The sequence below is a fragment of the Aliiroseovarius halocynthiae genome (assembly GCF_007004645.1).
Taxonomy (GTDB): Bacteria; Pseudomonadota; Alphaproteobacteria; order Rhodobacterales; family Rhodobacteraceae; genus Aliiroseovarius; species Aliiroseovarius halocynthiae.
Map to the genome: position 1 here is coordinate 1,430,143 of NZ_ML660019.1, position 26,861 is coordinate 1,457,003.

Annotated in this window: 24 protein-coding genes and 1 tRNA gene; 11 read left to right on the plus strand and 14 right to left on the minus strand. The window is 56.9% G+C overall.

Annotated features, from left to right (window positions below):
- The first annotated feature begins 97 nt into the window (after window positions 1–97).
- Window positions 98–457, plus strand: a complete 360-nt coding sequence (locus FIL88_RS07085) for an MmcQ/YjbR family DNA-binding protein (RefSeq protein ID WP_142853061.1) — start codon at window positions 98–100, stop codon at window positions 455–457.
- Here FIL88_RS07085 and FIL88_RS07090 read toward each other — a convergent pair.
- The 7 genes from FIL88_RS07090 to purC form a co-directional block, all read right to left on the minus strand.
- Entirely contained in the window at window positions 454–1,452 is a 999-nt protein-coding gene (locus tag FIL88_RS07090; protein ID WP_142853062.1) for a TDT family transporter, read from the minus strand. The genes FIL88_RS07085 and FIL88_RS07090 overlap by 4 nt on opposite strands.
- Before the next feature lie 93 nt (window positions 1,453–1,545).
- Window positions 1,546–2,325, minus strand: a complete 780-nt coding sequence (locus FIL88_RS07095; protein ID WP_142853063.1) for an HpcH/HpaI aldolase family protein — start codon at window positions 2,323–2,325, stop codon at window positions 1,546–1,548.
- A 74-nt stretch (window positions 2,326–2,399) separates the two neighbouring features.
- Window positions 2,400–3,734, minus strand: coding sequence for a sigma-54-dependent transcriptional regulator (locus FIL88_RS07100; RefSeq protein ID WP_142853064.1), 1,335 nt, complete (start codon window positions 3,732–3,734; stop codon window positions 2,400–2,402).
- Window positions 3,735–3,759: 25 nt separating this feature from the next.
- Complete coding sequence (locus FIL88_RS07105) at window positions 3,760–5,514, minus strand: sensor histidine kinase (RefSeq protein WP_407642338.1); 1,755 nt, start codon at window positions 5,512–5,514, stop codon at window positions 3,760–3,762.
- A gap of 59 nt (window positions 5,515–5,573) precedes the next feature.
- A complete protein-coding gene (gene purQ / locus FIL88_RS07110) occupies window positions 5,574–6,242 on the minus strand; it encodes a phosphoribosylformylglycinamidine synthase subunit PurQ (RefSeq protein WP_142853065.1) in 669 nt (222 codons plus the stop codon).
- On the minus strand, window positions 6,242–6,472 hold the full coding sequence (gene purS, locus FIL88_RS07115) for a phosphoribosylformylglycinamidine synthase subunit PurS (RefSeq protein ID WP_142853066.1): 231 nt from the start codon (window positions 6,470–6,472) through the stop codon (window positions 6,242–6,244). Before purS ends, purQ begins: the two co-directional genes overlap by 1 nt.
- A 12-nt stretch (window positions 6,473–6,484) precedes the next feature.
- Complete coding sequence (purC, locus tag FIL88_RS07120; protein WP_142853067.1) at window positions 6,485–7,249, minus strand: phosphoribosylaminoimidazolesuccinocarboxamide synthase; 765 nt, start codon at window positions 7,247–7,249, stop codon at window positions 6,485–6,487.
- Window positions 7,250–7,528: 279 nt separating this feature from the next.
- Here purC and FIL88_RS07125 point away from each other — a divergent pair, with 279 nt between their 5' ends.
- The 3 genes from FIL88_RS07125 (at window position 7,529) to bmt (ending at window position 11,186) form a co-directional block, all read left to right on the plus strand.
- The gene (locus tag FIL88_RS07125) at window positions 7,529–7,840 is read left to right on the plus strand and encodes a DUF1476 domain-containing protein (protein WP_142853068.1); all 312 of its coding nucleotides are present in this window, start codon (window positions 7,529–7,531) and stop codon (window positions 7,838–7,840) included.
- A 150-nt stretch (window positions 7,841–7,990) separates the two neighbouring features.
- A complete protein-coding gene (locus tag FIL88_RS07130; RefSeq protein ID WP_142853069.1) occupies window positions 7,991–9,988 on the plus strand; it encodes a phosphatidylglycerol lysyltransferase domain-containing protein in 1,998 nt (665 codons plus the stop codon).
- A 181-nt stretch (window positions 9,989–10,169) separates the two neighbouring features.
- Window positions 10,170–11,186, plus strand: coding sequence for a betaine--homocysteine S-methyltransferase (gene bmt / locus FIL88_RS07135; protein WP_142853070.1), 1,017 nt, complete (start codon window positions 10,170–10,172; stop codon window positions 11,184–11,186).
- Between the two features lie 192 nt (window positions 11,187–11,378).
- Here the strand turns inward: bmt and FIL88_RS07140 are convergent, their stop codons facing one another.
- Window positions 11,379–12,455 (minus strand): PA0069 family radical SAM protein, encoded by a 1,077-nt coding sequence (locus FIL88_RS07140; protein WP_246066636.1) that lies wholly within the window; start codon window positions 12,453–12,455, stop codon window positions 11,379–11,381.
- Between the two features lie 188 nt (window positions 12,456–12,643).
- On the opposite strand from FIL88_RS07140, the gene FIL88_RS07145 reads away from it, so the two are divergent.
- The 3 genes from FIL88_RS07145 to FIL88_RS07155 all read left to right on the plus strand — a co-directional run bounded on the left by FIL88_RS07145 (window position 12,644) and on the right by FIL88_RS07155 (window position 14,255).
- A complete protein-coding gene (locus FIL88_RS07145) occupies window positions 12,644–13,348 on the plus strand; it encodes a corrinoid protein (RefSeq protein WP_142853072.1) in 705 nt (234 codons plus the stop codon).
- Window positions 13,349–13,434: 86 nt separating this feature from the next.
- The gene (locus FIL88_RS07150; protein WP_142853073.1) at window positions 13,435–13,620 is read left to right on the plus strand and encodes a hypothetical protein; all 186 of its coding nucleotides are present in this window, start codon (window positions 13,435–13,437) and stop codon (window positions 13,618–13,620) included.
- Window positions 13,617–14,255 (plus strand): DUF1638 domain-containing protein, encoded by a 639-nt coding sequence (locus tag FIL88_RS07155; protein ID WP_142853074.1) that lies wholly within the window; start codon window positions 13,617–13,619, stop codon window positions 14,253–14,255. The genes FIL88_RS07150 and FIL88_RS07155 overlap by 4 nt, the downstream gene beginning before the upstream one ends.
- Window positions 14,256–14,350: 95 nt before the next feature.
- On the opposite strand, the gene FIL88_RS07160 is transcribed toward FIL88_RS07155, so the two are convergent.
- Complete coding sequence (locus FIL88_RS07160; protein WP_142853075.1) at window positions 14,351–14,761, minus strand: SufE family protein; 411 nt, start codon at window positions 14,759–14,761, stop codon at window positions 14,351–14,353.
- A gap of 128 nt (window positions 14,762–14,889) precedes the next feature.
- Between FIL88_RS07160 and FIL88_RS07165 the strand changes: the two genes are divergently transcribed.
- On the plus strand, window positions 14,890–15,369 hold the full coding sequence (locus FIL88_RS07165; protein WP_142853076.1) for a hypothetical protein: 480 nt from the start codon (window positions 14,890–14,892) through the stop codon (window positions 15,367–15,369).
- Window positions 15,370–15,373: 4 nt separating this feature from the next.
- Here the strand turns inward: FIL88_RS07165 and rnd are convergent, their stop codons facing one another.
- From rnd to purM, 3 genes are all read right to left on the minus strand, one after another.
- Window positions 15,374–16,537 carry a ribonuclease D gene (gene rnd, locus FIL88_RS07170; protein ID WP_142853077.1) on the minus strand — a complete coding sequence of 388 codons (1,164 nt, stop codon included), beginning with the start codon at window positions 16,535–16,537 and terminating at the stop codon, window positions 15,374–15,376.
- Window positions 16,538–16,642: 105 nt separating this feature from the next.
- A complete protein-coding gene (purN, locus tag FIL88_RS07175; RefSeq protein WP_281281291.1) occupies window positions 16,643–17,248 on the minus strand; it encodes a phosphoribosylglycinamide formyltransferase in 606 nt (201 codons plus the stop codon).
- Entirely contained in the window at window positions 17,245–18,294 is a 1,050-nt protein-coding gene (gene purM, locus FIL88_RS07180; protein ID WP_142853078.1) for a phosphoribosylformylglycinamidine cyclo-ligase, read from the minus strand. Before purM ends, purN begins: the two co-directional genes overlap by 4 nt.
- 125 nt (window positions 18,295–18,419) lie before the next feature.
- Between purM and FIL88_RS07185 the strand changes: the two genes are divergently transcribed.
- A tRNA-Ile gene (locus tag FIL88_RS07185) sits at window positions 18,420–18,495 on the plus strand.
- Between the two features lie 29 nt (window positions 18,496–18,524).
- Here FIL88_RS07185 and FIL88_RS07190 read toward each other — a convergent pair.
- A complete protein-coding gene (locus FIL88_RS07190; protein WP_221931130.1) occupies window positions 18,525–19,412 on the minus strand; it encodes a LysR family transcriptional regulator in 888 nt (295 codons plus the stop codon).
- Window positions 19,413–19,531: 119 nt separating this feature from the next.
- On the opposite strand from FIL88_RS07190, the gene FIL88_RS07195 reads away from it, so the two are divergent.
- Both FIL88_RS07195 and FIL88_RS07200 read left to right on the plus strand, forming a co-directional pair.
- Window positions 19,532–20,065 (plus strand): cytochrome b, encoded by a 534-nt coding sequence (locus FIL88_RS07195; RefSeq protein WP_142853079.1) that lies wholly within the window; start codon window positions 19,532–19,534, stop codon window positions 20,063–20,065.
- A 587-nt stretch (window positions 20,066–20,652) separates the two neighbouring features.
- Window positions 20,653–21,885, plus strand: coding sequence for a reverse transcriptase family protein (locus FIL88_RS07200; RefSeq protein ID WP_185960872.1), 1,233 nt, complete (start codon window positions 20,653–20,655; stop codon window positions 21,883–21,885).
- A 714-nt stretch (window positions 21,886–22,599) separates the two neighbouring features.
- Here FIL88_RS07200 and FIL88_RS07205 read toward each other — a convergent pair.
- Complete coding sequence (locus FIL88_RS07205) at window positions 22,600–26,307, minus strand: vitamin B12-dependent ribonucleotide reductase (RefSeq protein WP_142853081.1); 3,708 nt, start codon at window positions 26,305–26,307, stop codon at window positions 22,600–22,602.
- Between the last annotated feature and the right edge of the window lie 554 nt (window positions 26,308–26,861).

Genomic DNA, 26,861 nt, shown 5'->3' on the forward strand with positions numbered 1-26,861 from the left:
AGCAGGTAATGCAGCAGATAATAATGATGCTTTTCCGTTTCATTGGCGGCACGCTAGCACTCTTCCCAGCCCCTGCCAAGCCTGTTAGCGTGACCTCATGACACGTGATCAAGTGAAAACGATTTGCGATGCCCTTCCAGCTACGGAATGGTCCGAGCCCTTTGGCCCCGGCCATGATGTGTGGAAAATTGGGGGTAAAATTTTTGCGGCCATTGGGGCGAAAACACAGGGTATCTCGGTTAAAACGCCGGATATCGAAACCGCCACGATGCTGATCGAGGCAGGCGTCGGCGTGAAAGCCCCGTATTTCCACCGCTCATGGGTGAACCTGCCGTTCGGCGCGGACAAAGACGAGCTGATCCACCGCATCCATCGGTCCTATGCGTTGGTACGGGGCAGCCTGACCAAGAAAGCCCAAGCCGCCCTTCCGCCGTTTGAAGATCAGGCCAACGGCTAGGCCTGTGCTGCGTTGGTTTTGACCGCAAGCACCCCTTTGGACCACATCATCAAAACCTTATAGGCAATGGGCGGAATGATCAGGCTGGCCGCCACAAGGCTGAGCCCAGCTATGATCCGCAGAATGTCTGATCCTGTATGTACGGCAGTAATTTGCATCACAGTCGAGAATGCAGCGAGCGGGAATGTGAACGCGCCCCAAAGCGGGCTGAATCCGGCCACGGTCAGCCAGCGCGCGCGTATGACCAACAGTGTCAACAGCACAACGGCCAGAACGCACAGCACATAAGCGATTTGCACGTACCCCGTTAGAAACGCGACCGGGCCCAACACGCTGGCCGGGGCCAAATGAATCGCCAAAAGCGGGCGCAAAGGTGGTGGTACGTCTGCGCGGATGAACTGCGCAAGGCTCGCCCCCCAAATGGCCAGCGCAATGGCAAGGCTGATCCAGAAAACGGCAATGGAATAGATGTGGAAACCAAGCGGCAGGGCCGCCAAGGGGCTGAGGATGAAGCCCACGAAGATCAGGTGCCAGACCGGAGTAACCGAGCGTGCTTCGACCGGACCCGTGATCAGACTGTACGCGACACGCAGCACTACGACCACATGGGCTGCCAGCGCTAATCCGAAAGCGACGGTCGCCAAACCGGTCGAAAACGGGACGACGGTTGCCGCCATCAGATATCCCGACAGAACCATCGCGATAATACCAGCGCGGCCGGGAAGGATTTTCAGATCCTCCAAAAATGTTGCCGGCCTTTGCATTAACTTCATCACGTAAGCTACGAGACAAAATAGGTAAAGAATGGTTGCTGCGCCAAGTATCATGTCCCCGAAAGCATCTGGAACACCAAACCCGTCTGCCGCACGCCGCCATGCCAAACCCAATCCGAACGCGCCCATGATCGGTGGAAAGATCGCAGGTGGGGTACGCTGAAACAAGCGTGTCTTTTCAGGGGTGGGCGGCGGAGGCGGGAAGTATGGCGCTTTGCTCATAAGGATTCCTTTCAGCTTGCCTTGATGTAACGCGCGCTTTTGCGTTGTGAAACCCTGCCCAAAGCGCGCTATTGTCGCATCCCGACGCCTGCATCAGTCACTGACCGCTTTTCGCGCACTCAGCAGTGTCTGGTGCACCGCCGCCCGCAACAGCGAAGCCTCGGATCCAACGCCAAGGAAGGTCACACCAAGATCACGGTAGTAGGCAAAATTCGTGCTGTCATAGTGCAGGATACCCGCGGCCTTCCCTGCAGTTCGGATTTTTGCAACGCCGTCTGCGATCGCCGCCTTCACGTCGGGATGACCAGGATTGCCACGATGCCCCATATCTGCGGAAAGATCGGCGGGACCAATGAAGACGCAGTCGACGCCCTCGACGGCCGCGATCTCGTCCAGATTTTGCATCGCAAGTCGGGTCTCAGCCTGCACGATTAAGCAGATCTCGTCATTGATGTTGTCATTGTAATCCGCGACCCGGCCCCAACCCGAGGCACGTGCCACCATCGCCCCCATCCCCCGACGCCCCTCTGGCGCATAGCGCGTGGCGGCCACCATCTGGCGGGCGTGATCAGCCGTGTCGACCATCGGGACCAACAGGCTTTGTGCCCCCAGATCAAGGGCTTGCTTGATCACCCAGTCTTCTCCGATGGGAACGCGTACGATGGGGGGGCTGTCATAAGCCATCATAGCCCGCAACTGGTTTTGGATCGTCACCGGATCATAGGGTGCATGTTCGCCGTCAATCAGGCACCAATCGAAACCGGCAGCTGCGGCGATTTCGGTCGCCGAGGGGTCACCCAAATTCAGCCACAGGCCAATTTGCATGTCGCCCGCGGCCAAGTTCTTTTTCAGCGGATTGGGTGATGCTGGCATTGCGCCCTCCATTGCTTAACATCGCAACAATAAGGCTAGAACATCCCTGCCCGCGCAGCAAGCCCTTCTGACAGTCAGTTCAGATAGTCAGACCGCTGCAAACCGTATTTCGCCATCTTCTCGTTCAACGTCCGGCGCGGCAGACACAGCTCGTCCATCACGCCCACGATGGACCCTTTATGACGGCGCATCGTGTTGTCGATCAGCATCCGCTCGAACGCTTCTACGTATTCTTTCAAGGGCTTGCCTTCGGTGGTCATCACCGGCTGCACCTCGTCATGATCCGACATCAGAAGCGACGAAATTGTGCCGGACCCGCGACGCGATTGCAGCACGGCGCGTTCGGCGATGTTTTCCAGCTGACGGATGTTACCGGGCCACGGCGCTTGCAAAAGCTGGGCAGCCTCTTGCGCGCTAACACCCGGCGCCGCACAACCATATTCGTCAGCGAATTGGTCCGCGAAGACGGTGAACAGCATCAGGATATCTTCGCCACGCTGGCGCAAGGGCGGCAAGGTGATCTTCATGGCTGCAAGGCGATAGTACAGATCCGGGCGCAGGCAATCCTCGCAGGTTTTGCCCTGCTCTTGCAGATTGCAGATCGCCACCACGCGGGTCTCTGCCGGCGCGCCTTGATCGTTCATCCATGTCAGCAGCCGGGCCTGAAGCCCCATCGGCATGCCCTCGATATCTTCTAAGACCAACGTACCACCGCGGGCTTCCTCGACCAGAGGGATCGCGCCGCCTTCATCAATCGGCCCGAACAGACGGCGGGTCAGCTCGTCTTCCTCGACACCAGCGCAGGACGCGACAACAAAGCGTTTGCCTGCTTTGGCGCCAACCGCGTGCAAAGCGTGCGCCACAAGGGTCTTCCCAGTGCCGGTTTCGCCTTCGATCAGCACATGACCATCTGATTGGCCGATATCCAGAATATCTTCGCGCAGACGCGACATGACCGGAGACGCCCCGATCAGTTTCTTCATAATCGTGGACCCATCGCCCAGCTCGCGACGCAAGGCACGGGCATCCATCGCCATGCGGCGCTTATGCGTCGCCGTTTTCACCAGCTTGGTCAGCTGATCCGGGTTGAACGGCTTTTCAAGGAAATCATACGCGCCCACGCGCATCGCCTCGACCGCCATCGGCACATCGCCGTGCCCCGTGATCATGATGACCGGCAAGCTGCTGTCCTGGCTCATCAGCTTTTTCAAAAAGCCCATGCCATCCAGCCCCGGCATCCGAATGTCCGAGACCACAATCCCCGGATAGTCCGGTCCGATGGATTTCAATGCGTCCTCGGCCGAGGGGAATGTATCGGTTTCAAACCCCGACAGAGACAGCCACTGAGAAATGGACTGTCGCATATCCTGTTCGTCATCGACGATCGCGATTTTAATTGCCTGTGCCATGTCGCTCTCCTGCGCTTCTTTTGTGCTATTCAGCAGCTTCGATATCGGCGTCTTCAGCTTTTAAGATAGGAAGCTCGACTTCGAATACAGCCCCCCCGTCCTGACCATTGCGCGCAGTCAAGCGCCCGCCAAGGTCCGATACGATACCGGATGAGATCGCCAAGCCCAGCCCAACCCCGTCACCCGGAGCTTTGGTCGTATAGAAGGGTTCAAAAAGACTGTCCAAATCATCCACGCCGTTTCCGTTGTCGCGCACCGAGATCAAAGCGTAGTCCCCAAGGCTGACAATGATGTCCACCTGCGGCAACTCAACCGATTTGGTCGCGTCCAATGCGTTTCGCAGCAAATTGATCAGGACTTGCTCTAAACGCAAGCGATCGCCGATCACCATCACCGGATCGCGCGGAATATTGCGCGTGATGCGCACTTCGCGGCGTTTTAGCTGTGGTTCCATCATGGACAGAGCCGAGGATACACAGTCACGTACATCCATCGGTTCGAACGTGTCGCCGCCTTTGCGGGCATAGGATTTCAACTGACGCGTGATCGCCCCCATCCGCCCGATCAGATCGTCGATTCGCTGGAAGCTGGACAATGCCTCATCTGGACGTTTGCGTTGCAGCAGCAGACGCGCACCAGCCAAATAGGTCTTCATCGCCGCCAAGGGCTGGTTCAGTTCATGACTGACCGCAGCAGACATTTCCCCCAAGGCGGCCAGTTTCGAGCTTTGCGCCAGCGTTTGCTCGGCAACCTGCAAGTTCTCTTCGGCCCGCTTACGCTCGGCAATCTCGCGCTGAAGGGCGAGGTTCAGCTGGCGCAGTTCCGCCGATTCCTGTGCGAACTCAGCGCTGCGCCATTGGGCGCGGCGGCTGATCAAATAGAATAGGAATGAAAGAATCATAGCGAAGGCCATGATTTCCAAAGACAAAACCGTATTCACCTTCTCGCGCACAGATCCATATGACGTGAACGACGTCATGCGCCATCCCTGAAACGGCACCCGCGTTTCGTGGCGCATCACCGCCTCGCCCAAATACAAGACCTCGGCAGGCAACCCGGACCAATCGATGGCCTGCCGGGCCGAGCGACGGATGGCTTCCGGCGCGGATACCGTCGCCAGTGCTTCGCCTTCGGGTTTCCCCCGCCAGCGTGGCTCGGTCGATAGAATTACATTGCCCTCGCTGTCCGTGACCAGAACTGCGTCCGAGATCCCTGCCCAGCTGTTTTCAAACTTCTTCAGATCCACACCCACGACGATCACACCCAGCGTATTTCCCGCCTGTTCGATCTTGCGTGAATAGGTAAAGACATACTGCCCGGCTTCCGTCTGCACCGTGGTGAACACGGTGTCATTGCTGCGCAGCGCCTCGATAAAATAGGGGTCGGATCGGTGCTGCGAGCCAAGGATCTCGCGGTTTGTGGTCGCCACGGCGCGGCCATCCCGATCCAAAAGCAAAAGCGACGCAGCCTCGATGTCATCCAAATATGAAATCAGCCGGGCCGTACTTTGCGCGAAATCCGAGCTGCTTAGCGCCGTAATCAACGCCGGATCGCGTGACAATAGCAGCGGGACGACCGAATTTCGCTGAAGCTCGCTGATCAGGTTCCCGGAATAAAGCGCAACCCGCAATTCGGCCCGATTGCGGGTGGTTTCTGTATAGCGTTCGGTCAGAAGGTTGTTGGAAACATAGACCACCGCCACGGCAAATGTGATCAGAGCGATCAGCACAAGCCGTGCGCGCATGCTGACACCGGGGCGCGGAGGCCGCGGGGTGGGCATGGTGTGTGTGGTCTCATCCCCCATAGGGGAAAGATAGGGCGCATCACGCCCCATCACAATCAGGCAGCCACTACGGTGTCGACAAGCGAGCGGAACATTGCCACCCCGTCTGTGCCGCCATGCAGCTCGTCCACGCAGCGTTCCGGGTGCGGCATCATGCCAAGAACGCGACGGTTCTTGGATATTACTCCCGCGATGTCGCCGGTCGAGCCGTTAGGGTTGTCAGCATAGGTAAAGGCGATCCGGCCTTCGTCACGCAGCTGCGCCAGCTTCTCATCCGTGACGTTATAGTTGCCGTCGTGATGCGCCACCGGCACTGTGATCTCTTGCCCAACTTCATAGCCAGACAGGAAGTCGCAATCCGTGGTTTCCACTTTCAAACCAACAGGTTTGCAGATGAACTTTAGGTTCGCGTTACGCATCAACGCACCGGGCAGAATGCCGGTTTCGGTCAACACCTGAAAGCCGTTGCAGATACCGATGGCATAGCCGCCACGTTCAGTATGCTTGATCAACGAGCGCGTGATCGGCGATTGCGCCGCGATAGCACCGCAGCGCAGGTAATCCCCAAACGAGAAACCTCCGGGCACACCCACGATATCCAAATCGGTGGGCAGCTCGGTTTCTTTGTGCCAGATCATCTGGACCTGAGCACCCGCGCGCTCAAATGCGACCGCCAGATCGCGGTCACAGTTTGAACCGGGAAAGACAATGACACCCGCCTTCATCACAGCACCTGAATGGCGTAGTTTTCGATCACGGTGTTGGCCAGAAGCTTCTCGCACATATCTTTGATCTGCGCTTCCGACGTGCCTTCTGCCACATCCAGCTCGATCACTTTGCCCTGACGGACTTTTTCAACGCCTTCAAAGCCCAGATTGCCAAGCGCGTGGCGCACGGCCTCGCCCTGAGGGTCCAGAACGCCGGTTTTCAGCATGACGTCAACACGTACTTTCATCGGTACACTTCCTTAGTTAATCAGGGTCGGTTTAGTGGCGGCGTGGGTCACGTTCGAGGGCAGAACCCCCAGACGCCGCGCAACCTCGGTATAGGCGTCGTTCAGGCTGCCCAGGTCGTGACGGAACACGTCTTTATCCAGCTTCTGACCGGTTTCGATGTCCCACAGGCGGCAACTGTCGGGGCTGATTTCATCGGCGACGATCAGGCGCTGGAAATCGCCGTCGTAAACGCGCCCGAATTCGATTTTGAAGTCGATCAGCTTGATGCCGACGCCATACATAGTTCCCGACATGAAATCGTTCACACGCAACGCCATGGCAACGATATCATCCATGTCTTGCTGCGACGCCCACCCAAAAGCGATAATGTATTCTTCGGGCACCAGCGGATCGCCAAGCGCATCGTCTTTGTACGAAAACTCGACGATCGGGCGCGGCAGCCGGGTGCCCTCTTCCATCCCCAGACGTTTTGCCATGGATCCAGCAGCATAATTGCGCACGATCACTTCCAGCGGCACAATTTCGGCCGCGCGTACCAGTTGTTCGCGCATATTAAGGCGTTTGATGAAGTGGTTCGGGACACCGATTTGTGTCAGGCCGTTCATGAAGAATTCAGACAGGCGGTTGTTCAACACGCCCTTGCCGTCAATCACATCCTTCTTTTCAGCGTTGAACGCAGTGGCGTCATCTTTGAAATACTGAACGATGGTTCCGGGCTCGGGGCCTTCATACAGAACCTTTGCCTTGCCTTCATAAAGCTTCTTGCGCCGTGCCATGTGGTCCCCCGCATCAGGTTTGGCGGGCCTGCGCAGGCCGGGCCCCCTGCCCGACTGCGACTCCGCCGTTGCCCGCCCTATAAGCGAAAGGCCCTAGTGGGGCAAGAATATCGCCCCCTGAATCCTCGAGGAAACAACAAATACAGGAAATCACCGCCTTGAGAGCGCTAGCGGGGTTGCGATGCGCGCCTACGATTGGCATATCAGACAGGAACACGGCGACAGGTTTATGGCCTGAATCCCGCCGATCTCGACCTCGACTGGTTAAAAGGGAACACCATGACCACCTTTGACGATCGCGAAAGCGCATTTGAAGCAAAATTTGCCCATGACGAAGAAATGATCTTCAAGGCAGATGCCCGTGCCAACAAAAAACTTGGCCTTTGGGCCGCCGAGAAGATGGGCAAGACCGGCGACGACGCCGAAGCCTATGCCCGTGAAGTCATCACGTCGGATTTCGAAGAACCTGGCCACGAAGATGTGGTCCGCAAAGTCACCGGCGACCTCAGCAGCGTCACCGCTGACGAAGTTCGCGCCAAACGGGCCGAACTTCTGGCACAGGCCAAGACCGAGATCATGAACGAAGCCTAAGTTTCGCTTCAAAATCTAAACGAACGAAAAGGCGTGCTCGAAGGGCGCGCCTTTTTGGCACCTCAGGGCTGTTTGCGTTAACCCTGTACAAGATCATCCAAAAAATCCTTAAAGTTGGAGATGTTAAGACTTCCTTCGGCAGATTTTTAGATGCTGGTCATCAGTTTTCTGGGGGCGCGTTGCGGGGTCGTTGTGGTGATGAAACAGGCAAAAGACACAACAAGTGGATCGGCCAAACGTGGGTTGTCCACAGCGCTTGCACGGGGGGCCGAAAACGGGATGGACCTGCGCCGCGCTGCGTTGCGCCAGCTGCTTCCGATCGGTCTGACCTTCGGGCTGGTCGTGCTTCTGTGGCAACGCGCGGGCGGGCTGGACTTTGGTTATATCTATGCGTCGCTGAAAACGGTTTCCCCTTTGCAGTGGCTTGGGGCTGCCCTGTTTTCGGCCATCTCGTTTTGGGCCTTGGGGAAATATGATGGGGTTGTCCATCGTTTGATCGGTTCGGATGTCACTGATAAGGCGGCCGAGCGCGCTGGCATCACCGCCATCGCCCTGTCGCAGACCGTCGGTCTTGGCGTCATTTCTTCCGCTTTCGTGCGCTGGCGCATGTTGCCCAAGCTGTCATTGATGCAGGCAATGCAGATTTCAGCCATTGTGGCAGTGTCATTCCTGTCGGCTTGGGCAGTTGTGGCGTCGCTGGTCGCTTTGACCGTCCCTATGACATTGCCATGGGCGGGCTGGGTCGCCTGGGCCGTATTGGGCGGCGCCACTTTATTTGCTGGCCTGTCCGTCCTGCGGCCATCCTTCATGTCCTCACTGCATATTCCATCCTTGCGGGCAATGTGCGCGTTCCTGGCTTTAGCGTTGATCGACACGGCCGCGGCGGGTACGGCGTTGTGGATGGTTCTTCCCGATGGATGCGACTGCGCCCTTTTGCCCCTGATTGCCGCCTATCTGTTGGCGCTAGGCGCTGGCCTGATCAGCAGTGCGCCCGGCGGCATGGGAGCGTTCGAGGTTACGCTGCTCGCCCTTTTGCCCGCGCTCGAGGCCGAGCCACTTTTGGCGGCAATCCTGGCCTTTCGCACGATCTATTATGTGCTGCCCGCTTTGATCGCCGCGGTTGTAACCATCCGGGGGCCGCGAACAGATCGGCAGACCGACCATGGCGCCAGCAGGCCGACACTGACCCGGCTGATCAAAACACCGAACCTGCCAGCCCATGTGGCAAAAACCGTCGCCGAAGCCCCGAGGGCCGAAGCTGGTCTATTGCGCCATGGACGTCTGTCCTTTCTAACCACGTCCCACGGGCAACCCAAGGCGATGGCGGCGGCCTCGGGTCAAAGTCTGCTGGTTCTATCTGACCCACTGTCCAAGGCAATAAACCGCAAAGATCTGCTTGCGGATGTGCAGGCAATCGCAAGGCGCAGTTTTCTGACCCCCTTCCTGTACAAAGCAGGCGGCCGTTGGGCAGCCGCTGCGCGACGTGCGGGATGGCAGATCCTTCCGATTGCACGCGAAGGCTGGATCAATCCAACCACGTTTACTCTGGACGGATCGGCAAAGCGCCAACTGCGCCGCAAGCTGCGCCAAGCCGATGCCGCAGGCCTAATCATCTGCGAAGCTGGCGCTGAACTGCCTTTGCCTGAAATGCACCAAATTGCTGAAGAATGGCAGCGCATGCGCGGCGGCGAGCGTGGGTTTTCGATGGGGTCTTGGCACCCTGACCAACTGCCTCACGCGCGCGTTTATCTTGCCCGAAAAGAGGGCCAGCTTGTTGGGTTCTTGACCCTACATGAAAACCTCTCAGAGCAGGCGTTGGACCTGATGCGCATGCGCGCGGATGCACCAGATGGCACGATGCATGCGTTGCTGACATTCGCCATTACCCAAGCGGCACGTCAGGGCTGTACACGGCTGTCACTTGCGGCTGTCCCTTTGGATGATCAAAAGAACGAACCATGGGTTTTCCATCAGACCCGCCAGAAGCTGGATCACATCAGCGGGGCCGCAGGACTGCGGCAGTTCAAGACAGCCTTCGCACCCCAATGGGAAACGCTCTATGCTGCGGCCCCGACGCGTGCCGCCCTAGCCTTCGGCGCACTGGATGTGACACGCGAAATCTGCCGCAAGGTGCAGACTGGCAGCTAAACGCAAGTGCGCGAACCACCGCTTAAGCTGATTTGAAGTTGTGTGCCAAGTCCACGCTACTGGTCTGCACCGGGCATCACAACAATGAACGCCATTCAAACGCAACATGAGCGCATTGCATTTGCACCGCCGCGCATTCCATGGCAGTTAGCGCCCAGACCAGCGGTGAACGGAGACACCCATGACTGATGCCCTGACGAAACTGATGAACGAACGCGACTGGCTGATGGCGGATGGCGCCACAGGCACAACCCTGTTCAACATGGGACTTGTGTCGGGTGACGCCCCGGAACTGTGGAATGTCGACAAACCCGACAACATCCGTGCGCTGTATCGTGGCCCGGTTGACGCAGGATCGGACATTTTCCTGACCAACACATTTGGCGGCAATGCCTCGCGCCTAAAGCTGCATGACGCGCAGGATCGCGTCGGCGAGCTGAACCGCGTCGGCGCGGAATTGGCACGCGAAGTGGCCGACGCCTCCGGGCGCACTGTCATCGTCGCCGGATCGGTTGGCCCGACAGGCGATATCATGGAACCGATGGGATCTCTGACTTTCGACAGCGCGGTTGAGATGTTCCACGAGCAGGCCGAAGGTCTGAAAGAGGGAGGCGCGGATGTGCTGTGGGTTGAAACCATTTCGGCCCCCGAAGAATACAAGGCCGCTGCACGTGCGGCTGAACTGGCGGGCATGCCTTGGTGCGGCACGATGAGCTTTGACACAGCAGGCCGGACCATGATGGGTGTGACCTCGGCCGATCTGGCGAAAATGGTCGAATCTCTGCCCAACCCACCGTTGGCTTTCGGGGCCAATTGCGGTGTTGGCGCGGCAGATCTTCTGCGCACCGTATTGGGCTTCGCGGCCCAAGGGTCTGAGCGCCCGATCATCGCCAAAGGAAATGCCGGAATCCCGCAATATGTGGACGGTCATATCCACTATGATGGCACACCTGAATTGATGGCCGACTATGCGGTTCTGGCACGCGATTGTGGCGCCAAGATCATCGGCGGTTGCTGCGGAACCACCCCAGAACATCTGCGGTCGATGCGTGAAGCGCTTGAGGCCCGGCCAGCAAGTGGCACGCGCCCGACATTGGATCAGATCTCGGAAGCGATTGGTGGGTTCTCGTCGGCGTCGGATGGTACAGGCGACGACGCTGGCCAACCCGCGCGCCGCACACGTCGCCGTCGCGGCTGATCTCCACGGCGATTACACAGATCAGGCGCACGCGCAGCGTGCGCCCCTGCCCGCCGCAGGCGCAGGTCCAGATCTCTGGATCTAAAACGTTTCAAGATCTACTTGGGCAAGCTGCGCACGAAAAGCCCGCGACGCCCAAAGGCACCGCGCGTATCCTTACATGGCAACGCCTTCACACCACGCCGAGACGCTCTAAAACAAGCTCAGCTGATCGCCCGCTGCCAACGGTGGCACAAACAGATCACAACGCATGTCTGGCAGCGTTTTGGTCACCCCCAATCGTCGGCAGGCTTTCTGATACCGTTGCTTTAGAAGCTCGGCCACCACGCCGCGCCCAACAAATCGTTCGCCAAACCCGGACTGATAGTCCTGCCCATCCCGCATCTCACGCATCTGGTTCATGACGCGTTGGGCCCGGTCTGGATAATGCTCCTCGAGCCAGTCCTGAAACAAATCAGAAACCTCGCCTGGAAGGCGTAACAGGATATACGTCGCTGCGATCGCGCCGGCATCGCGCCCAGCCTCTAGAATGGGTTCCAGTTCGTGATCAGTCAGGCCAGGAATGACGGGTGACGCCATGACACGGACCGGCACGCCAGCATCAGACAATGTCCGGATCATCCTCAACCGCCTTGCGGGGCTTGGCACCCGTGGTTCCATCCTGCGGGACAAATCTGCCTGTAGGCTCGTGACCGAAATTCCCACCTGCGCCAGACCCTTCGCCGCCATCCGAGACAAGATATCCACATCCCGCTCGATCAAAGCCCCCTTGGTGATGATCAAGACAGGATGCTGAAAGCGTTCCAGAACCTCCAACACCTGTCGCGTAATCTGATACTGCCCTTCGATTGGCTGGTAAGGATCGGTATTGGTTCCCAAGGCCAAGGGCGCCACCTGATAGGATTTTCGCCGCAGCTCTTTTTCTAACAAAACCGCCGCGTCTGGCCGTGCGATCAGGCGCGTTTCGAAATCCAACCCAGCAGAATAACCCAGCCATGCATGCGTCGGGCGCGCATAGCAATATATGCAGCCATGTTCACAGCCGCGATACGGGTTCAGCGACCGGTCAAAAGCCAGATCAGGAGAGCTGTTTTTCGTTATCACCGATCTGGGCTGTTCGATCGAAACCTCGGTGCGAAAGGGTGGCAAGGGCTCTTCCGTCCAGCCATCATCGACGCGTTCACGCTGAAATTCTTCGAATCGACCAGCCCGATTGGTTACCGCGCCCCGCCCGCGTCGGATATCTGCATCAATTTTGTCGGAACCCATATCATCCATCCCTCAAGGATAGGAACATTTGCAGAACAATCAAATGGAATTCACAATAAACACGCAGAATATTCATTTGCCTTAGCGTCGGTGACAGGGCACTCCATGTCGCAAATTGTCCAGACCCGGTGCGCCTTCTTGGCGCATTAGGGAAGATGAAACAGACCTCCAGCCAGGGAAAGACGCACATGTCTGATCAAGAAGAAGATATCATCCTGAGCGAACTCAATGATGAAGAGTTGGTGCAACAGATGCATGACGACCTTTACGACGGTCTCGCAGAAGAGATCGAAGAAGGCGTCAATATCCTGCTTGAAAGGGGCTGGCAGCCCTATAACGTCCTGACCGACGCATTGGTCGGCGGCATGACCATTGTCGGCGTCGACTTCCGTGATGGCATCCTGTTCGTCCCCGAAGTTCTGCTGGCCGCCAACGCGATGAAAACCGGCATGGCCATCCTGAAGCCGCTTTTGGCCGAAACCGGTGCACCGCGCATGGGAAAGATGGTGATCGGCACTGTAAAAGGCGACATCCACGACATCGGCAAGAACCTTGTGTCGATGATGATGGAGGGCGCCGGGTTCGAGGTTGTCGACATCGGAATCAACAACGCTGTCGAAGCTTATCTGGAAGCTTTGGAAAAAGAAGAGCCCGATATTCTTGGTATGTCGGCCCTGCTGACCACCACGATGCCATACATGAAGGTGGTCATCGATACGCTGGTCGAAAAGGGCATCCGTGACGATTATACCGTTTTGGTTGGCGGCGCGCCGCTGAACGAAGAATTTGGCAAGGCCATCGGCGCAGACGGGTATTGCCGTGACGCAGCCGTCGCGGTTGAAACAGCCAAAGACTTCATGTCGCGCAAGCACAATCAGATCGCCGCTGGCTGATCCGATTTCGGGATGATCCCAAAGAATTCGGGCCTCGCCATACGGCGGGGCCTTTTCATTTTCGTTCCTGACCCCACATGAAGATCATGAGCAAAACACGTTTCATTTTTTTGATCACTATGGTGATCCTTGCTGGCGGCCTGACTGTTGCTGTGGCCGGCTGGGCAGCCTCTGCTGGGCAGCTGAATGGGCAAGTGGCAATGGCGCTACTGCCCTTGGTTATGCTGGCGTCGATCGCATGGCGTGCGCTGACAGCGGAGCGGGACAAATGACGCTGAACGATGAGGTGCTGACTCATAACGGGCTAGAAGTACAGCACGGCGCTGGCTCTGTCCTAATCTTGGCATGTGGGGCTTTGGCGAATGAGATTTTGGCCCTGATCCGCGTGAATGGCTGGGATCACATGAGCCTGACCTGTCTGCCCGCCATTTTGCACAACGCCCCCGAAAAGATCCCCAACGCCGTGCGCGAGGCCGTCGAAAAGCATCGCGCTGATTTCGATCAGATCTTTCTGGCCTATGCGGATTGCGGCACAGGTGGGCAGCTTGAAACGCTATGCGCCGAGATGGGGATTGAGATGATCCGCGGGCCGCATTGCTATTCGTTCTTCGAGGGCAATGATACCTTCACCACGCGCACTGATGGCGAAATTGACGTGTTCTATCTGACAGATTTTTTGGCGCGCGGGTTTGAGAATTTCGTGATCAAGCCACTGGGCTTGGATCGACACCCACAACTGCGCGACATGTATTTCGGCCACTATACCAAGGTCATGTACCTGGCACAGACCAACAATCCAGAACTGGATAAATTGGCGGAAGCGGCGGCAGAGCGGCTGGGGCTGGCCTATGAGCGGCGGTTTACCGGCTATGGTGATCTAGAAGCCGCATTGCGCGGGCAACATTGATATTGGGTCGGTGGCTCACGTCGTGAGCCTGAAGGGGCGCAGCCCCTCTGCCTGCGGCATTCACCCCGGGATATTTTGGACAAGAAAAAGAGGCGCTATACCGCTTCCGATGCGTATTGGCGGATGCGCTCGACCATGGCACGCAGACCATTGGAACGCTGCGACGACAGGTGTTCATTTAGGCCAAGGCGGGCAAGTTCGGATGGGGCATCGATCTGTGCGACCTCGGACAAGGGCTGATCGGTGTAAAGCGCAGATAGAACGGCAATCAACCCTTTCACAATCATCGCATCGCTGTCACCCGAGAAGCGAAAACGGCCTTCTTCGATTTCCGGGTGCAACCAGACCTGGCTGGCACAGCCTTCAACCTTTGTGGCGGGCACCTTAAGAGCCACATCCATATCCGGCAGCGCTTTTCCCATGTCGATCACCGTCGCATAGCGGTCTTCCCAATCCTCGAGGAAGGCAAAGTCTTCGACAATCTCTTCAAATGCAGGGCTAGTCATGGGTATTCCTTTCGTCTTTGTCCCTGACCTAAGTGCTGTAGCGGAAAACGTCCAGCCTTGTGGCGGATGCTGTCTTTTCAAAGCCCGCAACTTGGGCTAACCCTTGGGGCATAGATAAAGGAGCCGACATGATTTTCCGCCGAATTGCAGCCCCTGCCCTGCTGACCGCGTCTTTGCTTGCGTTGACGGCCTGTGGTGGAAGTGCGAACCTGAACCCTCTGGGTTGGTTCCGGTCCGGCGGCGTTAAAGAGGTCGCTGTGATTCCCGAGGGCGGCTTTCTGGATGAACAGGAAAATCGTGGCTTGGTAGCTGATGTTGTCGAACTTCAGGTTCTACGCACCCAAGGCGGTGCAATCATTCGCGCCAAAGGCTTGCCACCGCGTTTGGGGTATTGGAATGCTGAATTGGTGCCCGAGAACTTTGAACGTCCGGAAAATGGAACCCTGACTTATATGTTTCGCATTACCGAACCCTACTACCGCACCGAAACCGGGCGACCTCGGCAGCGCGATGTCTATGTCGGACGTTTTGTGTCTGATACCAAGCTGCGAGGTGTCCGTACCATCCGCGTAGTTGGCGCAAACAACACTCAATCGGCCCGTCGCTAAGCCCTTATTTTACTTCAAAAACTTCCACGCGCTGGCCTTTGGCCGCCAGCGCAAGCTTGCCTTCGCACAGGCGCAGGGCATCATCACCAAATACTTCGGCACGCCACCCCATCAGGGCCGCGACATCGCGTTTTCCAGCCGCCAGAGCATCTAGGTCAGCAGCAGAGGCGATCAGCTTCTGCGCCACTTTTTCCTGCTCGCACCGCGCCTTTAGAAGCACGCGCAGCAGATCCGCCAGCGCTGGGTTTACTTGCAGCTTCTCTTTCGAGCGATCGGGCGCTTTGGGCAGCTTATCCTGCGGCAGGTCCAATCCAGCGGCAATCGCCTTCAGGATTTCCTCAGCAATTTCGCCCTTCCGCGCCTCGCGCAGCAGCAAGCGCGACCGGTTCAGCTCTTGCAGATTGCGGGGCTTAGTCGAGGCCAATTCCAGCAGCGCGTCGTCTTTCATAACCCGGTTACGCGGCACATTGCGCGATTGGGCATAGCCTTCGCGAAAGCGGGCAAGCTCTTTCGCGACACCAAGGAAGCGGCCGGAATTCGTGCGTGTTTTCAGGCGCTTCCACGCATCTTCCGGATGAATCGTATAGGTCGCTGGATCGGTCAGGCCTGAAAGTTCTTCCTGAACCCAATGGGCGCGGCCCGTTTTTGCCAGCTCGTCTGCGAGATATTCATAGATGCCGCGCAGATGGGTGACGTCACCCAGAGCATAATTCTTTTGCGCATCGGTCAGCGGGCGGCGTGACCAGTCCGTGAACCGGCTGGATTTGTCCAATTGCGCGCGCGCAATCTTGCGCACCAAGGTTTCATAGCCCACCTGATCGCCAAAGCCGCAGACCATCGCAGCCACCTGCGTGTCAAACAGAGGGCGCGGAAAGACATTGGCATCAACAAAGAAGATTTCCAGATCTTGGCGAGCGGCGTGGAAGACTTTCACAACGCGCTCATCGCGAAACAGCTCGTAAAGCGGTTCCAGCGACAGGCCCTCGACCAGAGGATCCACAAGCACTGCATCCTGTTCCTGATCGCCCGGCACCGCCAGCTGAATCAGACACAGTTTTGAGTAATAGGTGCGTTCGCGCAGGAATTCGGTATCAACGGTCACATAGGGGTGCGAAGTCGCGCGGATGCAAAATTCTTCCAGCGCTTCGGTCGTCGTGATCGTGATCATATATTTATACCTGCTCTTTACGCGCCAAATGTCGGCTGCGCACGGGTTTACGAGGAAACGGCCCGAAAGGGAAGCCTTGCGCAAGGTCACGCGCGCATCGCGACGCTAGGGCAGCAGAATCGGGGTTCTGTCACCCTCGGCAAATCGACGCAAAACCTGTGGATAAAGCTTGTGTTCTTGCACCAGAACACGTGCGGCCAATGTGTCCGCAGTATCGCCCTGCTCGATCGGCACAAGTGCCTGTCCAAGGATCGGGCCGCCATCCAGTTCGGCAGTGACCTCGTGCACAGAACAGCCTGCTTCACTATCGCCCGCATCCAACGCGCGCTGGTGGGTGTGCAGCCCTTTGTATTTCGGCAAAAGCGACGGGTGGATGTTCAGGCAGCGCCCCGCCCAATACCCGGTAAAGCCTTCGGTTAGAATACGCATGAAGCCAGCAAGACAAATGATGTCGGGCGTGGCGCCATCAAGAGCCGCATTTAAGGCAGCCTCGAATCCCGGGCGATCACCTTTATAGTCGCGGTGATCAACAACAGCGGTGGGAATGCCCATCTCGCGGGCCTTGGCAAGGCCACCGGCATCCGGCACGTTCGACAGCACAAGACACGGACGCGCCGGATGATCGCCAGTCATGGACTTGGCCAGCGTCACCATATTCGAGCCGCCCCCTGAAATCAGAATGGCGACCCGTTTCTTCGGGCTGTCGCTCACGCGAGCGATCCCAGATAGCTGACGCCCTCGCCCTTTTGGATACGGCCCAGCTGGGTCACAGTCTCGCCTGCTTTGGTCAGCAGATCGGTCAGCGGTTGCGCGGCTTGCGCATCAACGACAAGCACCATGCCTTGGCCCGCGTTGAAAGTCTTCAGCATTTCAGCTTGGTCCATCCCGCCGGCTTCTGCCAGCCACTTGAAGACAGGCGACAGCGCCCATTCGTCCAAATCAACCAACGCACCCAGGCCTTCAGGCAATACGCGCGGCAGGTTTTCGGTCAGACCGCCGCCGGTGATATGGGCCAGAGCATGCACGCCCCCTGCCCGTACGGCATCTAGCGCCTGACGGACATACAGGCGTGTCGGTGCCAGCAAGGCTTCACCCAGCGTGATATCCGCATCCCACGGACAGTCCGCATCCCACCCAAGACCCGAGACCTCGACCAGTTTGCGTACCAGTGAATAGCCGTTTGAATGCACGCCGTCCGAAGCCAGTCCGAGAAGAACATCGCCTTCGCGCACGCCCTTGGGCAACTCTTCACCGCGTTCCATCGCGCCGACCGAGAAGCCGGCAAGGTCAAAGTCGCCGTCTTCATACATGCCCGGCATTTCAGCCGTTTCGCCACCGATCAGCGCACAGCCCGACAGCTCGCAGCCCTTGGCAATGCCTTCAATGATCCGCGCGGCCTTGTCGGTTTCCAGACGGCCCGTTGCAAAGTAATCCAAGAAAAACAGAGGCTCGGCGCCCTGGCACACAAGGTCATTCACGCACATGGCCACCAGATCGATGCCGATCGTGTCCACATTGCCGGTATCAATCGCGATGCGCAGCTTCGTGCCCACACCGTCAGTGGCCGAGACCAGAACCGGGTCCTTGAAGCCAGCGCCTTTCAGATCAAACAGTGCACCGAAGCCGCCAAGCCCGGCCATGACGCCCGGACGATTGGTGCGTTTCGCTGCGGGTTTGATCCGCTCGACAAGTTCGTTGCCCGCGTCGATGTCCACGCCTGCATCCGCATAGGTAATACCGTTCTTGCCGTCGCTCATGTCTATCCCCCAGATGGCGCCTAAAGAAATCTGCGCATCCGATAACTTAAGGCACGCTAAGAGTCCACGCCCCGCTTGACGCTGGCGGCCAGTTTGCTAGCTATAGCGGCACCGAGAGAAACAGTGGGCCTGTAGCTCAACGGTTAGAGCAGAGCGCTCATAACGCTTTGGTTGGGGGTTCAAATCCCTCCGGGCCTACCACTCGTCCCCATCGGAATCCCTGCGACCTCTCACAGTGCACGATTGAGTGACAAAAGCTCTTGCCGAAGAAAATCCACGAAACGGCGTACGCGCACGGTTTTTTGCAGGTCAGAATGCAGTAAGATCCACAGCCAAGGGCCATCAAACAGGCCGGTTCCCGGCACCCGGCACAAAGTTGGAAAGGTTTGTTCGGTCAAGGTTGGCATATATGACATGCCGCAATGCTGTTCCATAAGACAGGCCCGCATAAAACCATCACGCACCCGGTGCCGATTTCGCGCAAGCGGAAACGGATGCGCGCCTTGTGACCCGTCCGCATCCTCGTCATATCCGATCCAATTCAACCCCTCTCCCCGTTCGCTGAATCGCGCCACATGATCATGCACATATCGTTCACTGGCATAGACCCCAAGTTTCAGGCGAAACAGTTTCTGAGCGATCACATCATCATTTACTGTTTCAGCAGCACGCAACGACACATCAGCTTCGTTATTTGGAATGCTCTCAATATTGCGGTTTAGGCTTAGATCAATGTCGATCCCCGGATATTTCGCATGAAATCTTCCAATGATTGGTGCCATTACATCATAGGCAAGCGTTGGCGTCAGCGTGAACCGGATGGTGCCAGCTTCACTTTTGTCCATCCCTTCAACCCGTTTTCGTGCAGAGCCAATGCTTTTTTCGATTTCTTCGACTATGGGAAGCAATCTCTCTCCAAACTCGGTCAGAGAAAACCCACGCTGCGAACGCTGAAACAGGCGCGCGCCATAGCTGTGTTCCAGCGCGCTGATGTTGCGATTGACGGTACCATAACTGGTATTCAGCAATTCTGCCGCTGCCCGCAGGCTTCCTGCTCTTGCGAGTGCGAGAAAGAAGGGCAGATGCTCCCAATCGGAGGTTTTGATGTCCAAGCTCATGTTACACTTATATAACGATATGTTCTATTATGTGATGTTTATGTATTATCGCAAGCCACGTAACTTTATCCCAGCAGCGAATGATACAGATTGTTCGCAAAATAGCTGGGAATCTAAACATGAAACGATATCATCCTCTTCTCGTCTCAATTCACTGGATCGTCGCGCTGATGGTACTTCTGGCTTTGCTGGTGGGCGGCCCTGCACTTGCCGAACTTGAGAACTCAGATCCCGACAAGATCTTTGCACTGGCTGGTCACATGATCTGGGGAATAGTCATCGGGACGTTGATGATCATTCGACTGATCACACGATTCAGCACCCAGACACCGCCCGAAGCAGATGCAGGCCACGCTATGCTAAACTTTGGGGCGAAGCTGGCACATTGGGGGTTATATCTGCTGATCTTCGGTATGGTCGGAAGTGGTCTTGGCCTTGCCTTGTCAGCAGATCTATTCGCAATCTCCTTTGGCAGTTCAGCTGCGACACTCCCGTTAGATTTCAAAGACTTAACAGCGCGCCAAGCCCACGGGTTAATCGCCAACCTGTTGCTTTTGCTGGTTGCTTTGCACCTGCTAGGCTGGGCTTATCACCAATTCATCCGCAAAGATCACCTATTCCGCCGGATGTGGTTTGGGAAGCGGGCCGAATAAGCTCTGCCTTGTCTAAGACACCCCCAAAACCTGCGTGCGTCCTGGAAAGAGCTCGCCTAGCTGTCGCCCTTTTCATCGGGAAAAGCCTTCAGTTCCACCAAATTTCTGACTGCCAGATTGTTCGCCGAGAAGCGCATCAGGCCAGCATCTCAACGATTGGAACAGAGCGCTCAAAGGCTTTGGCTGGATCAGGGGCAGATCGCCGTCGGGCCGGCCAAAATTTGCTTGTCCAACGTCGCTGGCACCATACACCACCACAAGCTGAAATCAGCCCTTGGAATTCGCAAAGCAATGTTTCATTGTCGCGACAGCAACGGCAACTCAAGGACCGCTTGTTTTCTCAATGAATCAAGCAGGTTGGGGCATCCCCAACTTTACCTATGACCTCTGCATACACGGCATCACCGACACTGGGCTTCGCCCAGCACAGGTGACGCAAGACCGAGATTGGCTTGAGTTGTACGTTGCGCCTGACGATGGAGCGGCACGAGCGACATATGAACGACCAACACCTAGCGCTTTTGCTGGCAACCAGGCTGACTGGTCCATGGTCAGTTCAAGATATCACTCAGTCGCTTTGCAGACATTTGCCCGCTCCCCTGCACACACAGGCCGAAGCAATCAGCCAAAAACTGCTTCGGATACATCCAGGACCATACGCCCCGCCAATCAAGCAGATCGCGCGAACACTGCGCAACGCGGATGAATTCCCCCGCATTAAGGCACACTGCGTTCGTTACAATGTCTGGCCCGCCGCAAACCTGACCCCGCCGCAGATGATGCCAATCGGCGCGCTTGCATCATTGGATCTTCCACAGATCCCGACGTTGGAAGATCTGGCCGACTGGCTGTTGATACCAACGGATCAACTGAACTATCTCGCGGATCCTCAGAAACGGCACGAGGCGCATAACGAGATGGCGGTAAATCACTACCACTATCACATTCACCCGAAATCAAACGGCGCCTCACGGCTGATCGAAGCCCCAAAACAGCGCCTGAAAGCAGCGCAAGCCCAGATATTGCGGGGCATTCTGGCCCATGTGCCAGACCATGACGAGGCGTTCGGCTTTACCAAAGGGCGCAATTGCATGTCTGGCGCAACGCGCCATGTCGGCGAGCAGGTCGTGGTGGGTTTCGATGTCAAAAACTTCTTTCCGTCGATCGGTGCGGGACGCATCTTTGGGCTGTTTCGATGCCTCGGATACCCCGAGAGCGTAGCCCGCTTTCTGACAGCGATCTGTACCAATGTGACGCCCAGTCGTATTCTGAATCGGCTGCAAGCGCCCGAACGCCAACAGTTCCGACACCCACATCTTCCGCAGGGCGCCCCGACATCCCCCGCCTTGTCCAACAAAGTCGCATTTACGCTTGATCGCCGCCTATCGGGATTGGCAACGCGACTTGGTGCCAACTATAGCCGCTATGCCGACGATATCAGCTTTTCCGGGGATGTGGGGATTACACATCCGCTGCTTCAACAAGTCCCACGTATTTTGCGCAACGAGGGATTTGCCCCGAATCCCGCAAAAACACGGGTCATGCCCAGAGGTGGGCGTCAAAGCGTCACTGGGATCGTCGTCAATCAGCACCTGAATATCAGCCGCGAGAAGTTTGATCACCTTAAAGCCGTGATTCATGCCTGTCGCCTACCCACAGATCTGCGACTTGATGACTTGGCGTTTCGGATGAAGCTTGAGGGACAGATCACGTGGATCGAATGCATCAATCCTGTTCGTGGCTGCAAGTTACGGCGTCTTCTAAAAAAGTCCCTGAAGGCTCGAATCGCAGAGACCACGAAGACAGGTCGCGCCTTGTAAGTACTCCCCTCACCACCCAAAATCGCATTAAGCTCCGCCATCCCCACCGCTCAGGGTAGCCCTCCAAATCCTGCACGGTTTTCTCGGCGATATTGTCTGATCGCATGCGCAAAATTCGGCCAGTTTACAGCCCACGGAGTTAGGTCTCGCCAGCGCGTTCGAATTCGTAGATCCGCTTGTGGTATTTGCAACGCCGTCTCCGATCACCAGAACGCCTGCACGCACCCGCAATGCAGAAGAGCTCAACGTGTTCAGGCAGTTCGAGGCTGAGATCCCCGCAAAATGCCGTCGTTCGCCCCGGTGCGACACTGGTTTGTACGGATCAAACAGAAGTAAGCTCCACACCGCACAACATCATTGGCGAACGCATAGCACTACTGCACATTCGCTTTGACCTTCCCAAAATGTGATCACAAACAATTATTCGAAAAAAGAGCCTCGATCGGAGATTGAATTTCACACGCCACCAGCCAGCCCCAAACAGATTGGAAGCTCGCAGTTACACCCTCCATCAAAGAAAAATGGAGTGCCCAAGGACACCCCAGTTTCACCGATAGGGCTCTTCATTGGTACCGCCCGGTATTTATTGCCTGCGGCCCTATCTGTGTCTGGGGCAAGCGCACCTGCCCCGTGTCAGGATGGCGGGCATCCCCCGGAACCCACCCTAACCTTGTCCGGGCTGCCACTTGGGACACAGCAGCCCAGACGAAAGCGTTAACTACAGCCCGTGGTCGACCCACAAGTGTTGCACTTCATGCAGGTGCCGTTGCGCACCAGCGTATAGTTTCCGCATTCACCACAAGGATCCCCCTCGTAGCCCTGCATCTTGGCTTTGGTCCGCGCATCGATGGAATTCACCGTCCCGGTCGATACCGAAGCCTCGGTCACCGCTGTGTCGACCACGGCGGTGTCGCCACCGGCGGTTTCCGGCACCAAAGTATTCAGCGTTGCGACCGGATCTGTACCCGCAAGCGCTGTTCCCCCCGCTTCAGCACCACCTTGCAGCACCACTAGCTCTTGCGGCAGGCGCTTACGCAAATACCCTGTCGAGCTGATTTGTTTCAGCACTTCCAATGACTTGGTTGCGGCACTTTCGGACGGCTCCTGAACATTGGATACGCCTTCTTCCTCACCACGACCCAGATCATCGAATGCAGCGCCTTGCGGTTTCACATGCGCCAGATCGGTGCGGTCCAGATAGGACACGGCCAGTTCGCGGAAGATATAGTCCAAGATCGACGTCGCGTTCTTGATCGAGTCGTTGCCCTGAACCATGCCCGCCGGTTCGAACTTGGTGAAGGTGAAGGCGTCTACGAATTCCTCAAGCGGAACGCCATATTGCAGGCCAACCGACACGGCGATGGCAAAGTTGTTCATCATCGCGCGGAAGCCAGCACCTTCCTTGTGCATGTCGATGAAGATCTCGCCCAGATTGCCATCTTCGTACTCGCCGGTGCGCAGGTAAACCTTGTGACCACCCACGATGGCTTTCTGGGTATACCCCTTACGGCGTTCCGGCAGCTTCTCGCGTCCGCGAGCGACCTCTTTGATCACAACTTTCTCGATGATCTTCTCGGCCAGTGTCACGGCTTTTTCGTGGGCCGAACCCGACGCCAGAATTTCTTCTGCCTCTTCATCATCCTCGACCAAAGCGGCTGCCAAAGGCTGGCTGAGCTTCGATCCATCGCGATACAGCGCGTTGGCCTTCACACCCAGCGACCAGCTAAGCTCGTACGCCTTCTGGCAGTCCTCGATCGTCGCGTCATTCGGCATGTTGATCGTTTTCGAGATTGCGCCCGAAATGAACGACTGTGCCGCCGCCATCATGTGGATATGGCTGTCAACACTCAGGAAACGCTTGCCTTTTTTACCGCACGGGTTGGCGCAGTCGAAGACGTTATAGTGCTCTTCCTTAAGGTGAGGCGCGCCTTCCAGCGTCATCGTGCCCAGTACGTGATCATTCGCAGCTTCGATGTCTTGACGGGTAAAGCCAAGGTGACGCAGCAGGTTAAACTCGGGATCGTTCAGCTTTTCGGTCGGGATGCCCAGAACGTTGGTGCAGAACTCCTCGCCCAGTGTCCACTGGTTGAACACGAAACGGATGTCGAAGGCCGACGAAAGCGCCGCCTCGATCTTTTCGATCTCATTCTGACCAAAACCATGGCCGATCAGCGTGGTGTGGTTGATCGCAGGTGCATTGCCCATGGTGCCGTGGCCGACGGCATAGGCGATGACTTCCTCGATCTGCGCGCTGTCATAGCCCAGCTTTTCAAGCGCTGCGGGCACCGAACGGTTGATGATCTTGAAGTAACCGCCACCGGCCAGTTTCTTAAACTTGACCAACGCGAAGTCCGGCTCGATCCCGGTTGTGTCACAATCCATCACCAGACCGATGGTGCCAGTGGGGGCGATCACCGACACCTGCGCGTTGCGATAGCCGTGCTTTTCACCCAGCGCATAGGCTTCGTCCCACGCGCCCATGGCCAGATCAACCAGCTTGGCATCGGGGCAGTTTTTCAGATCCAGCGGAACCGGCTTCACCGCCAGATCCTCGTACCCTTCGCTTGCCCCATATGCGGCGTTGCGGTGGTTGCGGATCACGCGCAGCATGTGATCTTTGTTGCGCTCATAGCCCTCAAAGGCGCCAAGTTCTCCGGCGATTTCAGCCGAGGTGGCGTAGGACACGCCGGTCATGATCGCGGTCAGCGCACCACAAAGCGCACGACCCTCGTCGCTGTCATACCCATAGCCCATGTTCATCAGCAGACCGCCAATATTCGCGTAGCCCAGCCCCAAGGTGCGGAAAACATAAGACAATTCCGCGATCTCTTTCGACGGGAACTGCGCCATCATGACCGAGATTTCCAGCGTGATGGTCCACAGGCGTGTCGCATGCATATAGTCTTCGGCCTGGAACGTGCCATCCTTCAGGAAAGTCAGCAGGTTCATCGACGCCAAGTTACAGGCCGTGTCATCCAGGAACATATATTCCGAACACGGGTTCGATCCGCGGATTGCCCCATCTTCCGGGCAGGTGTGCCACGCGTTTACTGTGTCGTGATACTGGATGCCCGGATCGGCACAGGACCACGCAGCGTGGCCAATCTGCTCCCACAGATCACGCGCTTTGATGGTCTTGGCAACCGAGCCATCGGTGCGGCGGATCAGTTCCCAGTCAGCGTCGTCTTCAACGGCTTTCAGAAAGCTGTCGGTCACGCGGACCGAGTTGTTCGAGTTCTGCCCTGAAACGGTGGCGTAAGCCTCTGAATCCCAGTCAGTATCGTAGGTCGGGAATTCGATCGAGCCAAAGCCCTGCTTTGCATAATCCAACACGCGTTTGACGTAGTTTTCAGGTATTGCCACCTTCTTGGCGGCCCGAATTGCACTTTTCAAACCTTCGTTGGTTTTCGGGTCATAGGCGTCTTCTTCTTTCCCATCCCAAGCACGAATGGCAGCGAAGATGTGGTTCAGATGCTCTTCATGCATCTTCGATCCAGCAACCAAGCTGGCCACCTTCTGCTCTTCCTTGACCTTCCAGTTGATGTATTCCTCGATATCCGGGTGATCCGCATCAACGATCACCATCTTGGCTGCGCGACGTGTGGTGCCACCAGATTTGATCGCGCCAGCTGCGCGGTCACCGATCTTCAGGAAGCCCATCAAGCCCGAGGATTTGCCGCCACCCGACAGTGGTTCCTGGGCTGCGCGCAGGGAAGAGAAGTTGGTGCCGGTGCCCGAGCCGTATTTGAACAGGCGTGCTTCGCGGACCCAAAGATCCATGATACCGCCCTCGCCCACCAGATCATCACCGATCGACTGGATGAAGCAGGCATGCGGCTGCGGATGTTCATAGCTGGATTTAGAGCGGGTCAGCTTGCGGGTCTTGTGGTCGACATAATAATGGCCCTGTGCTGGACCATCAATGCCGTATGCCCAATGCAGACCGGTGTTGAACCATTGCGGGCTGTTGGGCGCAGCGCGCTGACTGGCGAGCATGTGACGCATTTCGTCGAAATAGGCACGGGCGTCTTCTTCGGTGGTAAAGTAACCACCTTTCCAACCCCAATACGCCCACGCGCCCGCCAAACGATCAAACACCTGCTTCGCCGAGGTTTCGCCCCCAAAACGTTCGTCTTCAGGCAGATCCGCCATCGCCTTGTCATCAGGAACCGAGCGCCACAGAAACTCGGGGACGTCTTTTTCTTTTACTTTCTTCAGTGCAGCGGGGACGCCAGCCTTGCGGAAGTATTTCTGCGCAATCACATCGGATGCCACTTGGCTCCAACTCGAGGGAACTTCGCATTCGTCGAGTTTAAATACGATGGTGCCATCCGGGTTTCGAATTTCCGAAGACGTCGTATTGAAGTCCAGCTCGGAATAAGCGCCTTGTCCTGCTTTTGTGAATTTGCGTTCAATCTTCATTGTGCCCTGTCCAGTCCCTTAAGTGGTTCCCCGCAACCTTCGGATGCGCGATACCTGCCCGCTTCGGTCAAATCTTTGCTGGTCGGATTCGCGAGAGAGCAGGCAAAGGATCAGCGTTGGCCGCCGCGCACAACAAAGTGCCGCACCTTGTTTACTTCCGTCATCGAAGCTTTCCCCTGCGCCGTCCCGCAAGCCACTATATATTGTGGCCCTTTTGACTAGCCCCCACAATCTGGCGTAGTCGGCCCTATTAGGTCAACGACAAATACTGAGATATCCCCAACTCTTTTCTATTGACGGTATTTGGAAACGTGACCCCAGCTCTGCAAGAATTGATTCCCAGCGCCAAACCACCTAAGGGCGAGCCGTGCTTTTGCTAGAAATTTAGATACGTTAGGTGAGGATCAGAAGACTCAACTTGAAGCGACGTCACACGTTTCACCGTTTTGCCCCGATCGGCGGCGATTGCGGAGAATTGGCAACATGAACATTCGAATTTGTTTTCATATAGGGGAAAATGGTGCCAAGCGCGCGTGTTTGATCATCTCTCAAGG